We start from the raw sequence: 14,076 nt of genomic DNA, 5'->3' as shown, positions 1-14,076 counted from the left end.
TCAGGTCCGGAACACCGCGGCGGGATCGTCGCGCAGCGCGGCTGCCACCCGACTCCGCATGTCGTCCGACATGGCGGGGAGGTCCGACACCGGCGCCCAGGCAGCTTCCGTGTTCTCGCCGTCCGCCGGGAACGGCTCGCCCGACACCCACCGGAACCGGAACACGATGTCGATGTACTGCGCGCGGTCGCCGTTCGGGTAGGTCATCGGCGCGAGGGTCTGCACCATCGCCAGTCGCTCCGGCACGGCGACGACGTCGGCTTCCTCCAGGACCTCGCGTGCGGCGGCGACCGCGGGTTCCTCCCCGGGGTCGATGATCCCGGTGACCGGTGTCCAGGCTCCGGTGTCGGCACGGCGGACGACGAGGACCTGCTGCTCGTCGCCGTCGCCCCGCAGCACGACGGCCGTCACGCCCGTGAGCCAGAGCAGGTCGGTCCCGACCTTCTCGCGGAGCGCCAGGACGAACTCGGGAGTGGGCATGCCCCCACCGTAACGACCAGGGTGGCAGCGGGCGGGCGTCCCGGACGGCCTGTGGACGACGAAGGGCCCGCCGTCCGATTTGGACGACGGGCCCCGCGTCGTGCCTCCCGTCCTGCGGCGGACCGCGGGACGGGAGGACCGACTAGCTGTGATGTCCAGGCAGGTTGTTGAGTCTGCTGATGGGTGGGGCGCCGATGGCGGAGTGGGTCCTGTGGTGATTGTAGAAGTGGAGCCAGCCCGGCAGGGCTTGGCGCCGTTGGGTTTCTGATCCGTAGAAGCGGGCGTAGGCCCACCCCTCGCCGAGGGTGCGGTGGAATCGCTCGATCTTCCCGTTCGTCTGCGGCCGGTAGGGGCGGGTCTTCTTCGGTGTGATTCCGAGCGCCGTGCATGCGTTCGTCCAGGCGTGGGACTTGTAGGCGGAGCCGTTGTCGGAGAGCACTCGCTCGATGGTGACGCCACGCGCGGCGAACCACGCAACAGCACGTTGCAGGACACCGATCGCGGTGGCGGCCTTTTCGTCAGCGTGGATCTCGGCATAAGCGACGCGGGAGTGATCGTCGATGACGGTGTGCACGCATGCTCGACCCATCAGCGGATCACGGGTTGCCGAGCGCGGCTTGCCTGGTGTCGCTGCCCGGTTCCGGTCGCCTTGCTGTTTCCCGACGAACCGCCAGCCGCCACCATCAGGGATGTTGCCGAACTTCGTCACGTCCACGTGGATCATCGCGCCGGGCTTGTCGTGCTCGTAGCGGCGGATCGGCTCACCGGTGACCCGGTCGATGTGGGAGAGCCGGTTGATGCGGCACCGCACCAGCACTGCGTGCACCGTCGATGCGGGCAGGCCGAGCTCGCCGGCGATCTGCACCGGCCCGAGGCGACGCCGCCACCGTGCTTTCACGATCTGTTTCACCAGTTCCGGCGACGTCTTCGCCGGCATCCGGTGCGGGCGGCTGGATCGGTCCGTCATTCCGGCGGGGCCTTCCGTCCGGTACCGGGCAGCCCATTTCCGGGCTGTGACGGGTGAGACCATGAACATCTTCGCTGCCGTGGTCGCGGACCATCTGCCCTCGACGATCAGCCTGGCGAGGCGAAGGCGGGCGCGTGGGGTCAGCGCAGCGTTAGCGTGGGACACGAAGGCCTCCTGGTGTGTGAAGCGGTTCCTAGACAGCTCCACTCCACCACCGGGAGGCCTTCTTCGATCAGCGCGTCAACAACCGCCCAACGACACAACGTCCCTGGACATCACAACTAGCGCTGCGTGCGCCGGCGAGCGATCCGGAGACCGGTCACGCCGAGGCCGGCCATGAGCAGACCGAGGGCCCACGGCAGGGCCCGGGTCGTCTCGGAGCCCGTGAACGCGAGCTCACCCGTGGCGGTCGTGGCCGTGGGGGTGATCGCCGCGACGGTCGCCGCGTTCGGGACGACCTCGACGGGGAACGCCGTGCTGAACGCGTCGGCCGAGACGGTGAGGTGGTGGGTCGAGGCGTGCGGGAACGTGACGTCAGTGCCACCGAGGTCGTCGTCCGCCTTGACCACGTCGGAGGCGTAGTCCGACGTGACGGTCGGCTCGACGAAGGTGCCGTCTGCCTCGTCGACCTCGTTGCCGTACTGGTCGACGAGGCCACCCGCGACGACGAGGGTCCCGCCCTGGTGGATCGTCGGCGTACCGCCGTCGGTGATCGTGCCGACCGCCCAGGTGCTGCCGTCCGGGTCCTGCTCCACGACCGTGTCGACCTCGGTCGAGATGTGGCCGTCCGGGTCGATGATCCACGAGGTCGTGGTGTCGTCGTCGATCTTCCCCTTGTCGGTCGTGTAGACCTCGACGCCGTACGCTGCGGCGGCCTCGACGTTGACCTCGACGTACTCGGTCGACGTACCGCTGCCGTTGTCCGCCACGACGGTGAAGTCGTAGGTGGTGGCGAACTCCGGCGTGCCGCTGAGCGTGCCGTCCGCTGACAGGGTGGTGTGGTCGGGAAGCTGCGTGTCCGGGGTGTAGGTCGGGTCGTCAGCGGCGGCGTCGGCGTCGTCCTGGTAGAACCAGCCGACGCTGTAGGTCGGGGTGGGGTCGCCAGCGGCGCTGAAGACGTGGGACAGGCTCTGGCCCGCGACGACGGACAGCTCGAGCGGGTCGCTCTGCGAGGTGTGCTCGGAGAACTCGGCGGGGGCGGTGACCGCTGCTGAGGTCACGGTCGCGCTGTCCCCGTCGGTGTCCTCTGCCGTGACGGTGATCGTCGTGCCGTTCTCGGCCGCCGACGGCACGAAGGAGGCCGAGGTCCCGGTCTGGAGCGTCGTACCCGCACTGTTCGTCCACGTGAACGTGGGGGTGCCGGTGAAACCCGTCACGGTCGCGGTCAGGGGCTTCCCCACCGTGGGGGCCGTGGTGCTCAGCGTCACCGTCGGGGCGGCGACCGGGGTCGGCACGGCCGGGCTCGCGGTGCTGCTCGGGTCCGTCGCGCGCGGTGCGCTCGGCGTGGCCGCGGGGTGGTGGCTCGGGGTGCTCGAGGGAGCCGGAGCGGCCGTCCCCGCCGTCGCGGTCGGGGCGTCGGTCGGCGTGGCCGAGGCCGTCGGCGACGCGGAGCTGCTCGGCGACGGCTGGTCCGTGCTCGGCGTGGCCGGAGCGGTCGCGGCAGCGGTCGCGGTCGTCGTGTCGGTGAGCGTGTCGGCCGACGCCGCCTGGACGCCGAAGACGCCGAGGCCGGTGGTGAGCCCCACGAGGGCGATGGTGGTGCCGACGGCGCAGGCGCGTCGGGTGCCGGAGGTGCTGCGGTGCACGGGTGTTCCCCCAGTTTTCGGTCCGCTGATGCGGACATGTGAATCGACCGAGAATGTCGGGCGTGCTCGGAGCGTAGCGGTATGAGGCCGCTGGCGGAACATCCGTCCAGCCATGCACCCGTTCTGGGGTCAGCGACCCGCCGCGGGCAGCGCGGCTCGGTCGCGGGCGACGCTCTCCGATGGACCGCGTCACGGGAGGATCAGGCCGCATAGGCTGGGCCCGTCATGGAGATCATCATCCTGCCCACAGCGGTCGAGGTCGGCCGGATGGCCGCTGCGAAGATCGCGTCCGTCGTGTCCCGCAAGCCGTCCGCCGTGATCGGGTTGGCCACCGGGTCGAGTCCGCAGGACATCTACGCCGACCTCGCCCGGCGGGTGCAGGGCGGGGAGATCTCGTTCGCGCAGGCCCGCGGGTTCGCGCTCGACGAGTACGTCGGGATCCCGCTGGAGCATCCGGAGAGCTACGCCAGTGTCATCGCCCGCGACGTCGTCGGTCCGCTCGGGTTCGACCCCGCGCGGGTCCGGGTCCCCGACGGTCGTGCGGCGGACCTGGAGTTCGCGGCGAAGGAGTACGACGCCGCGATCCGCGCGGCCGGGGGCATCGACGTGCAGATCCTGGGGATCGGCGCGAACGGGCACATCGGGTTCAACGAGCCGACGTCCTCGTTCGCGTCCCGCACGCGCATCAAGACGCTCGCGCCGGCGACGCGCGCGGCCAACGCGCGGTTCTTCGACTCGGTGGAGGAGGTGCCGATGCACTGCATGACGCAGGGGTTGGGCACGATCCTCGAGGCGCGGGAGCTGGTGCTCGTGGCGCAGGGCGAGGGCAAGGCCACCGCCGTCGCGGGCGCGGTCGAGGGGCCGGTGAGTTCATTCGTGCCGGGGAGCGCCCTGCAGTTGCACGAACACGCGACGGTCATCGTCGACGAGGCCGCCGCCGCACAGCTGCAGCTCGCCGACTACTACCGCCACGTGTTCGCGAACAAGCCGGCGTGGCAGCGCTTCGACGCGACGCCAGCACGCTGATCCGCAGCGGTCCACTCCCCACCGCGGCTCGTGGCGGTGGGGAGTGGACCGTGCGGCGTCGAGGTGGGGTCAGTCCTCCGAGACGCTGATCGTGACCTCGATGTTGCCACGCGTCGCGTTCGAGTAGGGGCAGACCTGGTGCGCCGCGTCCGCGAGGGCCTGTGCTGCGTCGTGCTCCATCCCGGGGATGACGACCTCGAGGTGGACCGCCAGCTGGAACCCGCCCTGCCCGTTCGCGCCGATCTGCACCCGGCCGCCGACGGTGGTGTCGGTGACGGAGACCTTCTGTGACCGGGCGACGCCCTGGAGTGCGGAGTGGAAGCAGGCGGCGTACCCGGCGGCGAACAGCTGCTCGGGGTTCGCGCCGGCGCCCGAGCCGCCCATCTCCTTCGGGATCGCCATGTCGAGGTCGAGCGTGCCGTCGGTGGTCCGGACGTGGCCGTTGCGGCCTTCGCCGGTCGAGAGGGCTTCTGCGGTGTAGAGGGCGTCCATGGTGTCTCCTGTTCGTGGTCGTCACGCGGCGCGTGACGGGGGTGGGTGGGGCCTCCCGGCCGGGCCGGACGGGAGGCGCGGCTAGCGTGCGCCGGCCGTGGTCGCCTGCATCCCCGCCGTGACGCGGTGCAGGGTGTCGATGAGTCCACGTGCCGTGTCGAGTTCGATCGCCATCCCGCCTGCGATGCACCCGGGCACGTGGGCGAGGTCGGACTGCAGGGCCCGGCCGTGGTCGGTCAGCGCGATCTCGACGACCCGTTCGTCGGCGCGGCTGCGTTCACGCGTGACGAGGTCCGCGTCCGCCATGCGCCGCAGCAACGGTGAGAGCGTGCCCGAGTCGAGGTCGAGGTGGTCGCCGAGCGCGCCGACCGTCAGGGGGCCGCGGTCCCAGAGGAGGACGAGCACGAGGTACTGCGGGTACGTGAGGCCCCAGGGGGCGAGGAGCGCGCGGTACGCCTGGGTCGTCGCCCGGGCGGCGTCGTAGATCGCGAAGCAGACCATCTCGTCGACGGGGGCAGGCGTGTCCATGACGCAAGTATTGCACGCAATACAGTTGCGAGCAGCCGAACCCCATCCGAGCGATCGGAGAATTGCTCCGAGGCCGACCAATCCACCTCCGTGGGGGCGCCGAACTACCTGCACAGACCGAGCAAATGCTCGAAGCGCTCACCGGCCACCTGCGGCTGGTTCTCCACCCTCAATCAGGGTGTGTTCGGCGTGCCCACAGCAAGGGAGAAGTCATCATGCGTGGATTCACCAAGACCACCGTCACCATCGCCACCGCTGGAGCGCTCGTCGCCGGGCTCGGCGGCTTCGGCGTCAGCGCCGCGAACGCCGCGGCCCCCGCCGTGCACCTCGCTGCGTCGTCGTCGTCGAAGATCCCGGCCCCGGCCGCAGCCGTCCCCGAGATCAAGGGCGGCGACACCGCGGTCGCGCTCGACAGCGGCTTCATGAGCGCGCTGACCTCGCTGAAGCTCACCCCGGGCGTCAGCGGTTCGGCGAAGCTGTCCGGGTCGACCGTCTCCTTCCCGATCACCGGCGGCAGCGTCGTCTACTGGTCGCCGAAGAGCGACTACCGCCCCTACGTGCAGGGCCTCATCGAGCACGACGGCTCGGGCCTGACCCTCAAGGGCGGCTCGACCACCGTGACGCTCGAGAACTTCACCGTCAACCCCGGCAGCTCGAAGCTCTACGGTGACGTGCTCGTCAACGGCAAGCCCGCCGCGACGCAGGCCTACCTGTTCGCCCTGCACGGTGGGACGCTCAAGCCGCTGAAGCTCCAGGGCGACGACGCGATCCTGACCGGCACCACGGTGCACGTGTCGTCGGACGCCGCCGCGCTGCTCAACAAGACGTTCGGCACGACCGCCGTCAAGGGCAACCTCCTCGTGGGTGTCGCGACCATCACGGCGCAGATCAAGTAACACTCCCGGTCCTCCGGGGCATGGACGACGACGGGCCCGGTGCACACGCACCGGGCCCGTCGTCGCGTCCGAGGGTCAGCGCGCTGCGCCGGCCGTCGCGTCGCCGATCCGGCGGAGGGCCTCGCGCAGCGTCTCCTCGGAGCACCCGAAGTTGAGCCGGGCGTGCCCGATGCCGGGCGTGCCGAACTCCGGTCCGTGGCCCAGTGCGACCCGTGCCGCGTCGACGAGCGGCGTCGCGGGGTCGTCACCCCACGGTGTGCCGCGGAGGTCCAGCCACGCCAGGTACGACGCCTGCGGTTGCCGGTAGCGCGCCCCCGGCACCACCTCGGGCAGGAGCTCGGCGAGCAGACGACGGTTCGCGACGAGTTCGCCGAGCAGGGTCTCGAGCCACGGCTCGCCGTCACGGTAGGCCGCCGTGCTGGCGAGGTACCCGAGGATGCTCGTCCGCCACTCGACCTCGCGCGGCAGGGCGTCGAACCACGCAGCGGCCCGGTCCGAGGCGCCGATCATCATGGCGCACTTGGTCCCCGCGATGTTCCATCCCTTGCTCGCCGCGGTCACCGTGACCCCGACCCGGGCCGCGTCGTCCGAGGCTGCGAGGAACGGCGTGAAGACCGCGTCGCTGTGCACGAGCGGCGCGTGGATCTCGTCGCTCACCACGACCGCGTCCCACTCCGCGGCGAGCGCGGCCAACGCGGCGAGGGCCTCCCGGCTGTGCACGAGACCGAGCGGGTTGTGCGGATTGCAGAGCAGCACCGTGCGCGCCCCGTCGGCGAACGCGCGGCGCACCCCGTCCAGGTCGATCCGCCAGCCGGCGGTCGTCGGGAACGGCGTCGCGTCGTCGTCGGCGTCCGACGGCGGCAGGAGCGGGACCTCCACCGCGACGCAACCGGCCTCGTCCACGAACTCCCAGAACGGCGGGTACACGGGCGGCATGACGACGACGCCGTCACCGGGTTCCGTCACCTGCCGGAGCACCTCGACCGCTGCGACGGACACATCGGTGGTCGTGTGCACGAGGTCCGGCTCGACGCGCCACCCCCACCGCCGCTCGGCGAAGTCCGCGAACGCGTCCGGCAGTTCCCGAGACGATCCCAGGTACCCGGTGTCGCCACCCTGCACGGCCGCGATCATGGCGTCGCGGACGGGCTCGGCGAGCGTGCAGTCCATCTCGGCGACGAACATCGGGATCACGTCCGGCGGGAAGTCGGTGTACTTGCCACTGGTGCGGGTCGCTCGCGCGTCGAAGGGCGAGATCATCAGGCTCATGCCCACAGCCTGGCAGCAACCCCGGCGTCAGCGCACCGCGTCGACCGCGGCCCGCGCCGCCGCCACGACGGCCGGGTCCGTGGCCAGGTGGGTGTCCTCGCCCGCGACGCCCATGGGCACGCGACTCGCTCGCGTCCCACGCCCTGCCACGAGCCGCTTCGCGGAGAGGTGCACGGCCGCCACACCCGCGTTCGCGAACGCGGGGACGTCCTGCGGTGCCACGCCGCTCCCCGCCATGACCTGCACCGGACCGGCCGCGGCGACCATCCGCGTGATGGTCGCGAGGCCCTGCGGCGCGGTCGCGGCACCACCCGACGTCAACACCCGCGTGACGCCGAGCGTCGGCAGGGTCGCGGCGGCGGCGATCGGGTCCGCGGCGTGGTCGATCGCGCGGTGCACCGTGACCTCGACATCGGCCCGGACGTCCCGAGCCGCGCTCCGGAGCCGCGCGATCGTCGCGATGTCGAGCATCCCGTCCGGCCCGAGCGCCCCGACGACGACGCCCCGCGCGCCGGAGGCCACGACCGCCCGGACCTCGCGGATCATCGTGGCGATCTCGTCCTCGTCGTACACGAAGTCACCCGGCCGACACCGCACGAGCACGTGCGCGGGGATCCCGACGGTGACCACGGCCTCCACGAGTCCCTGCGCGGGGGTGACGCCGCCGAGCTCGAGCGCCGTGCAGAGCTCGACGCGGTCCGCGCCGCCATCGCGCGCGACGACCGCACCCGCGGCGGACGTGACCGCGATCTCGAGCGCTGGTCGGGCCTCCCGGCCGGGAGGCCCGACCACGGCTGCGGACGTCGGCTGCCGGTCGTTCACTCGTCCGGCCCGGTGAGCGGCACGTCCGAGGCCGGCAGGATGCGCGCCGACAGGTCCGGCTCGGCGGGGAAGGCCCGGTCGAACGGGAACATCGGGCGGCGGATACGCCGGTGGCCGAGTCGCTCGAGGTCCTGGTCGACGCCGCCGGGGGTGAGGCCGAGCATCCAGTCGGCCGCCATGTCGTACAGCTCGGGCTCGAGGTACCCGATCTTGACGATGACGACGTCAGCCGACCGCGGGTCGAGGTCGAGGTCGGTGAAGTCGTGCTCGTGGTGGTACGGCTTCCGGAGCTCCGTGAGGATCGCGAACACGCTGCCCACCTGCAGGACGACCTCGGTGACGGCGTCCGGATCGCCGTGTCGGATGGCGTGCACCCGCCCGGTCATGGTCAGGGGTCCGGCGTGCCGGTCGTCGACCTCAGCCCCGGCCGTGACGGTCACGGTCGCGCCGACGCCGGCTCCCACGGCGGTACGGATCGCCTCCGGTCCGGGGACGCTGGCGTAGATGACGGTCGGACCGCTCGGTTCGGCGAACTCGGGTCGGGCGAGCAGCTCGGTGAGGCCCCACGTCATGTCGCCCGCGCCACCGGCGGTCGGGTTGTCGCCCGAGTCGGAGATGAAGTACGGGCGGGCGTCGGAGGCCAGCGCGGCGTCGAGGCACTCGGCGAACGAGCCGGTGGGCGCGACGAACGCGAAGTCCTCGCGGGCCTCCCAGAAGCTCCGGGCCAGGCGTTCGGCGCCCGCGGTGACGGCGTCCTCGTCCCATCCGGTGACCACGACGACGGCGCGGTTCCGTGGCTCGTCGGCCCACGCGTACCCGACCCAGATCGCGGCGTCGACGACGCCGTCGGTGGCCTCGACCTCCGGAACGCCGGCGTAGATGTGCGCGGCGGGCTCGATCCGCGTCGAGGTCTGCTCGCCGGGGAGCAGCACCGGCACCGGCACCCACGCCTTCACGGGACGGACGCGCGGGGCGGCCCCGCCGTCGGCGGCGTCGGTGGCGGACGGCAGGGTCGGCTGCGCGGCCAGCAGGTCGACCAGGTTGCGGACCGCCCGCTCCTTCGTGTCGAGGGCGTCCTCGTGCGGCGCCATCCGGTAGCACGTGATGAGGTCGGAGGCGTGGGCCAGCTCCCGCGACACGTTGCCGTGCAGGTCCATCGACGTCGACACGATCACGTCCGGGCCCACGACCTCACGGATCCGTGCGAGCAGCACCGCCTCGGCGTCGTCGAGGCCCTCGACGGTCATCGCGCCGTGGATGTCGTACCAGAGGCCGTCGATCGCCCCGCTGCCGACGATGGCGTCGAGCCGGGTGGTGATCTCGCCGGCGAGCTCCTCGAACGCGTCCCGCGTGACGATCCCGCCGGGCAGTGCCTTGCCGACGAGCGCACCGCGCCACCGGGCGGCCTCGCGGAGCGGCTGCCCGGCGCGGAGGAACGGGTACCGGTCCATGACCTCGTCGCCGCGGAGCGGGTGGAACGCCGGGGCCAGCGTCCGGGCCGGTGAGAACGTCGACGACTCGATGCCGAGTCCGGCGACGGCGATGACCGGGAGGGACGGGCTGGGTTCAGGGGACACGGATCCTCCGGTGGTGGTTGGTGGTGGATGCGCCGGCGACGGCGTCGAGGGTGGCGGTGAGGGCGCGTTGCAGGGCGAACTGCCCGGCGCCGACGAGGCCGGCGTCGGCCCCGAGCGATGCCCGCTCGATGGTGAGGTGCTGGGTGACGAGCGGGTGACACCCCTCGTACAGCTGGCTGCGCACGGCCGCGACGAAGGGTTCGACGGTCGAGAGGATGCCACCGAGGTACACCGCGTCGGGGTTGAAGAAGTTGACGTTGGCGGAGAGCACCTCGCCGAGGTACTTGCCCGCACGGCGGACGGCGCGGGTCGCGGCCGGGTGGGCGTCGGTCGCGAGCGCGACGACGTCCTGCGTGGTGGCCACGTCGACGTCGGACTCCTGCAGGATGCGCACGAGGGCCGCGCCCGACGCCACCGTCTCGAGACACCCGGTGTTGCCGCACGAGCACGGGGTGTCGCCGGCCGCGTCGATGCGCACGTGCGTGATGTCCCCGGCCGCTCCGGTCGCACCCCGGTAGAGCCGGCCGTCGGCGATGATCCCCGCACCGATGGCCGAGCCCGCCTTCACCATGATCGCCTGGCGACGCTCCGGCGGCTGCACCGCGTGCTCGCCGACGGCCATGCAGTTCGCGTCGTTGTCGACGGCCGCCGTGACCCCGAACCGCTCGGCCAGCCAGGCGGCGACGGGGAACCCGTTCCAGCCCGGCATGCGGCTCGGCAGGTCGACGACGCCCGCCTCGACGTCGACGGGGCCCGGGAGGCTCAGCCCGACGCCGCGGAGCGCGCTCCGGCCCCGGCGTGTGGCCAGTTCCTCGAGCACCTCCGCCAGGCGTTCGAGCCCGGGGCGCGGCCCGTCGACCATGGCGAAGGGGATCGTGCGGACGTCACTGAGGCCACCGCCCGGCAGGACGACGCCGACCCGGGCGTGCGTGCCGCCGAGGTCCGCCGCGAGCGCGTACTCGTCGACGCCCCCGAGGCGGAGCACCTTCCGGGGGCGTCCGCCGGTCGACGAGCGGGTGCCCTCCTCGGCCACGAGGCCGTTCGCGATGAGCTGCCCGACGGTGAGCGACACGGTCGACGGCGCGGCGCCGAGGTGCGTGGCGATCTCGGTGCGGCTGGTCGCCTGTCCCGAGGCGATGAGCTCGAGCACGCGGGCACTGAGCTCAGCCACGGGACCGGTCCCGGGGACTTTCTCCAGACATGGTCGAACTATCTCCATCGCGGGTGGGGTGGTGGCGAGTGTACGGCCTTGCGCTGTCGCCCTGGCTTTCCGCAGTTCCGCAGAAACGCAGTTTTTACACGGCGGGACTTCTTTCTCCACCTCGTCAGGCCCTTGACTGTGCAGCAGCACGCGCCACCCCTCCCGATCCCCCTTCCACCCCTGGAGCCGACCGGCCCCGTTCGAAGGAGAACAGCAATGTCCACAGCACGCACCGGGCGTCCCCGCCGCCACTGGGCGCTCGTCGCGGGAGTCGCCGTCGCGGCGTCCGCACTGCTCGCCGGCTGCGCCGGTTCCGGCGGATCGAGCGGGTCGTCGGGTTCCGACACCATCGACTACGCCCTGCCCGCGAACTTCACGCCGAACTGGATCCTGCCGATCGGGACCGCGGCGCACCTCAACACGAACAATGGGTCGATCGCGTCGTCGCTCTGGGAGCCCCTCATCGCGTACGACGGCTCGACGGGCAAGATCGCCTGGAACAAGGCCGGCTCGATCGCCACGGCCGCGGACTTCGCCTCGGACGGCAAGAGCGTCACGATCACCCTCGGCGACCGCCAATGGAGCGACGGCAAGGCGATCACCTCGCGCGACGTCGAGTTCTGGTTCAACGTGATCAAGGCGAACAAGGCCGACTGGGCGAGCTACAACGAGGGCAAGGCGCCCGACAACTGGACGTCCCTGAAGACGATCGACGACCGACACTTCACGATCACGTTCGACAAGGCCTACAACGAGCAGTGGATGCTCGCGAACGAGCTGAGCCTCATCACCCCGCTCCCGCAGCACGCCTGGGACAAGACGAGCGCGAACGGCTCGGTGGGTGACGCCGACCGCACGACCGCGGGTGCGAAGCAGGTGTGGAAGTTCCTCAACGCCGCGGCGAAGGACATCTCCGGGTACGACTCGAACAAGCTCTGGACCACGATCTCCGGCCCGTACGCGATCGACTCGTTCTCGACCTCGGGCAAGGTCGTCCTGACCGCGAACAAGAAGTACGACGGCGGCGAGAAGCCCTCGATCACGACGGTCGACCTGCTGCCGTTCACCACGAGCGACGCCGAGACGAACGCGCTCCGCTCGGGCTCCGTCGACTACGGCTACATCAGTCCCTCGGACATCGACCAGAAGGCCTCGTTCACGTCGAAGGGCTACTCGGTCGAGCCGTGGACCGGGTGGGCGATCACGTACATGCCGTACAACTTCCACAACCCGACCATGGGTCCGGTGTACCAGCAGCTGTACGCCCGTCAGGCCGTGCAGATGTCGATCAACCAGCCACAGCTGTCCAAGGTCGTCTTCAACGGCACCGCGACGCCGGGCTACGGGCCGGTCCCGCAGGCGCAGAAGTCCGACTTCGTCTCGTCGACCCAGACGGACAACCCGTACCCGTACTCCAGCAGCAAGGCGAAGGCCCTGCTGACGAGCCACGGCTGGACCGAGCAGAACGGCACGATGGTCTGCACCGACGCCGGGTCCGGGAGCTCGCAGTGCGGGGCCGGCGTCGCCAAGGGCACGAAGTTCCAGATGCAGGTGCTGTCGCAGTCCGGCTCGACCGTGACGGACAACATGATGAGCGCGATCCAGTCCTCGCTCGCCAAGACCGGCATCGGGTTCTCGATCAAGACCGCCCCGGTCAACACGGTCCTGTCGCAGACGCCGCAGTGCACCGCCGACCAGGACATCTGCAAGTGGCAGCTGTCGTTCTTCGGGACCGCCGGGAGCTGGTACTTCAACGCGTACCCGACCGGTGACTCGCTGTTCCAGACCGCCGGCAGCGCGAACTTCGGGAACTACTCGAACAAGCAGGTCGACCAGCTCATCTCGGCCAGCACCACGTCGACCGACTCGAGCGCGGTGCAGGACTACAGCGCGACGGTCGCGAAGGACCTGCCGGTGATCTGGCTGCCGAGCCCCGACTACCAGATCTCGGTCGTCAAGAAGGGCCTGACCGGGTTCGACCAGGACTCCCTGGCGAACTTCCACCCCGCGCAGTGGAAGTGGAGCAAGTGACCACTGCGCTCTACATCGCCCGGCGTGTGCTGCAGGCCCTGATCGTGGTGTTCATCGTCACCGTGATCGTGTTCTGCCTGCTGCACACGCTCCCCGGGGGTCCCGCTCGCGGGATCCTCGGGGCGAAGGCCACGAGCCTGCAGATCGCGCAGTTCAACCGCGAGCAGGGCCTCGACAAGCCCCTCGTCGTGCAGTACGTCTACTACCTCGGTACCTTGCTCCGCGGCGACCTCGGCTCCTCGTACACGCTGAACGAGCCGGTCACGCAGCTCATCGTCGAGCGACTGCCGAAGACCCTGGTGCTGACGATCCTGTCGGCCGTCGTGGCGCTCGCCGTGGCGATCCCGCTCGGCATGTGGCAGGCCGTCCGGCGCAACAAGCCGGTCGACTACGTCGTCACGACCCTCGCGTTCGTGGCGTACTCCACCCCCGTGTTCTTCCTCGGGCTCGTCGTCATCGTGGTGTTCAGCCAGGTCCTGCCGTGGTTCCCCTCGCAGGCCCCGAACGGCAACACGCTCGCCGAGGTCTTCGCCGACCCGGCCGGTCTCGTCCTCCCGGTGGTGACCGGTGCCGCCGCCATGGTCGCTGTGTTCAGTCGGTACATGCGGTCGTCGACGCTCGAGAACCTCCAGGAGGACTACGTGCGCACCGCGCGGGCCGGCGGCGCACGACAGGGTGCGATCCTCCGACGGCACGTCCTCCGCAACTCGCTCACGCCGGTGATCGCGATGCTCGGGTACTACGTCCCGGTGCTCTTCGGCGGATCGCTCGTCGTCGAGCAGCTCTTCAACTACCCGGGCATGGGCCTGCTGTTCTGGAGTGCCGCGCAGTCGTCCGACTACCCGGTGCTCCTCGGCTGCGTCCTCGTCATCTCCGTGGCCACCGTCGTCGGCACGCTCCTGGCCGACGTCATCCAGTCGATCGTCGACCCCCGCGTCAGGGCGGCGACGGCATGACCGGCGACCGGTCCCCGAACCCCCGA

General features: G+C 71.0%; 14 protein-coding genes. 5 read left to right on the top strand and 9 right to left on the bottom strand.

Translation table 11 applies throughout. The features are described from left to right. The 3 genes from DEI93_RS14440 to DEI93_RS14430 form a co-directional block, all read right to left on the bottom strand. Entirely contained in the window at nucleotides 1-480 is a 480-nt protein-coding gene (locus DEI93_RS14440; protein ID WP_111119978.1) for an NUDIX hydrolase, read from the bottom strand. Nucleotides 481-622: 142 nt separating this feature from the next. Next, nucleotides 623-1,612: an IS481 family transposase gene (locus DEI93_RS14435; RefSeq protein ID WP_111120064.1), complete on the bottom strand. Its 990-nt coding sequence runs from the start codon at nucleotides 1,610-1,612 to the stop codon at nucleotides 623-625. Between the two features lie 116 nt (nucleotides 1,613-1,728). Further along, complete coding sequence (locus DEI93_RS14430) at nucleotides 1,729-2,667, bottom strand: hypothetical protein (protein WP_146244428.1); 939 nt, start codon at nucleotides 2,665-2,667, stop codon at nucleotides 1,729-1,731. Between DEI93_RS14430 and DEI93_RS14425 the strand changes: the two genes are divergently transcribed. Together DEI93_RS14425 and nagB are read left to right on the top strand one after the other, a co-directional pair. Continuing rightward, nucleotides 2,648-3,337 carry a hypothetical protein gene (locus tag DEI93_RS14425; protein ID WP_146244427.1) on the top strand — a complete coding sequence of 230 codons (690 nt, stop codon included), beginning with the start codon at nucleotides 2,648-2,650 and terminating at the stop codon, nucleotides 3,335-3,337. The genes DEI93_RS14430 and DEI93_RS14425 overlap by 20 nt on opposite strands. A gap of 140 nt (nucleotides 3,338-3,477) precedes the next feature. Beyond that, complete coding sequence (gene nagB / locus DEI93_RS14420; RefSeq protein WP_111119976.1) at nucleotides 3,478-4,278, top strand: glucosamine-6-phosphate deaminase; 801 nt, start codon at nucleotides 3,478-3,480, stop codon at nucleotides 4,276-4,278. Between the two features lie 69 nt (nucleotides 4,279-4,347). Here the strand turns inward: nagB and DEI93_RS14415 are convergent, their stop codons facing one another. Then, nucleotides 4,348-4,770, bottom strand: coding sequence for an organic hydroperoxide resistance protein (locus DEI93_RS14415; RefSeq protein ID WP_111119975.1), 423 nt, complete (start codon nucleotides 4,768-4,770; stop codon nucleotides 4,348-4,350). Between the two features lie 81 nt (nucleotides 4,771-4,851). After that, on the bottom strand, nucleotides 4,852-5,298 hold the full coding sequence (locus DEI93_RS14410) for a MarR family winged helix-turn-helix transcriptional regulator (protein ID WP_258372263.1): 447 nt from the start codon (nucleotides 5,296-5,298) through the stop codon (nucleotides 4,852-4,854). Nucleotides 5,299-5,513: 215 nt separating this feature from the next. On the opposite strand from DEI93_RS14410, the gene DEI93_RS14405 reads away from it, so the two are divergent. Then, nucleotides 5,514-6,194, top strand: a complete 681-nt coding sequence (locus DEI93_RS14405) for a hypothetical protein (protein WP_111011527.1) — start codon at nucleotides 5,514-5,516, stop codon at nucleotides 6,192-6,194. A 75-nt stretch (nucleotides 6,195-6,269) separates the two neighbouring features. Here DEI93_RS14405 and DEI93_RS14400 read toward each other — a convergent pair whose 3' ends face one another. The 4 genes from DEI93_RS14400 to DEI93_RS14385 are packed head-to-tail and all read right to left on the bottom strand — an operon-like array spanning nucleotide 6,270 to nucleotide 11,033. Then, entirely contained in the window at nucleotides 6,270-7,463 is a 1,194-nt protein-coding gene (locus DEI93_RS14400) for a MalY/PatB family protein (protein WP_111011541.1), read from the bottom strand. Nucleotides 7,464-7,490: 27 nt separating this feature from the next. Beyond that, the gene (locus DEI93_RS14395) at nucleotides 7,491-8,285 is read right to left on the bottom strand and encodes a copper homeostasis protein CutC (RefSeq protein ID WP_258372262.1); all 795 of its coding nucleotides are present in this window, start codon (nucleotides 8,283-8,285) and stop codon (nucleotides 7,491-7,493) included. Beyond that, on the bottom strand, nucleotides 8,282-9,862 hold the full coding sequence (locus DEI93_RS14390; RefSeq protein ID WP_111119973.1) for a M81 family metallopeptidase: 1,581 nt from the start codon (nucleotides 9,860-9,862) through the stop codon (nucleotides 8,282-8,284). The genes DEI93_RS14395 and DEI93_RS14390 overlap by 4 nt, the downstream gene beginning before the upstream one ends. Further along, a complete protein-coding gene (locus DEI93_RS14385) occupies nucleotides 9,852-11,033 on the bottom strand; it encodes an ROK family transcriptional regulator (RefSeq protein WP_111013063.1) in 1,182 nt (393 codons plus the stop codon). Before DEI93_RS14385 ends, DEI93_RS14390 begins: the two co-directional genes overlap by 11 nt. Nucleotides 11,034-11,279: 246 nt before the next feature. On the opposite strand from DEI93_RS14385, the gene DEI93_RS14380 reads away from it, so the two are divergent. Both DEI93_RS14380 and DEI93_RS14375 read left to right on the top strand, forming a co-directional pair. Next, complete coding sequence (locus DEI93_RS14380) at nucleotides 11,280-13,094, top strand: peptide ABC transporter substrate-binding protein (RefSeq protein WP_111119972.1); 1,815 nt, start codon at nucleotides 11,280-11,282, stop codon at nucleotides 13,092-13,094. Continuing rightward, nucleotides 13,091-14,050 (top strand): ABC transporter permease, encoded by a 960-nt coding sequence (locus DEI93_RS14375; RefSeq protein WP_111025731.1) that lies wholly within the window; start codon nucleotides 13,091-13,093, stop codon nucleotides 14,048-14,050. Before DEI93_RS14380 ends, DEI93_RS14375 begins: the two co-directional genes overlap by 4 nt. The last annotated feature ends 26 nt before the right edge of the window (nucleotides 14,051-14,076 follow it).

This window comes from Curtobacterium sp. MCBD17_035, from assembly GCF_003234815.2.
Taxonomy (GTDB): domain Bacteria; phylum Actinomycetota; class Actinomycetes; order Actinomycetales; family Microbacteriaceae; genus Curtobacterium.
This window is presented reverse-complemented; position numbering and strand designations above follow the sequence as displayed.

Excerpts from the sequence above, each read along its gene's own strand:
- DEI93_RS14415 (WP_111119975.1), bottom strand. The coding sequence starts at position 4,770 with ATGGACGCCCTCTACACCGCAGAAGCCCTCTCGACCGGCGAAGGCCGC.
- DEI93_RS14440 (WP_111119978.1), bottom strand. The coding sequence starts at position 480 with ATGCCCACTCCCGAGTTCGTCCTGGCGCTCCGCGAGAAGGTCGGGACC.
- DEI93_RS14400 (WP_111011541.1), bottom strand. The coding sequence starts at position 7,463 with ATGAGCCTGATGATCTCGCCCTTCGACGCGCGAGCGACCCGCACCAGT.
- DEI93_RS14405 (WP_111011527.1), top strand. The coding sequence starts at position 5,514 with ATGCGTGGATTCACCAAGACCACCGTCACCATCGCCACCGCTGGAGCG.
- nagB (WP_111119976.1), top strand. The coding sequence starts at position 3,478 with ATGGAGATCATCATCCTGCCCACAGCGGTCGAGGTCGGCCGGATGGCC.
- DEI93_RS14380 (WP_111119972.1), top strand. The coding sequence starts at position 11,280 with ATGTCCACAGCACGCACCGGGCGTCCCCGCCGCCACTGGGCGCTCGTC.
- DEI93_RS14410 (WP_258372263.1), bottom strand. The coding sequence starts at position 5,298 with ATGGACACGCCTGCCCCCGTCGACGAGATGGTCTGCTTCGCGATCTAC.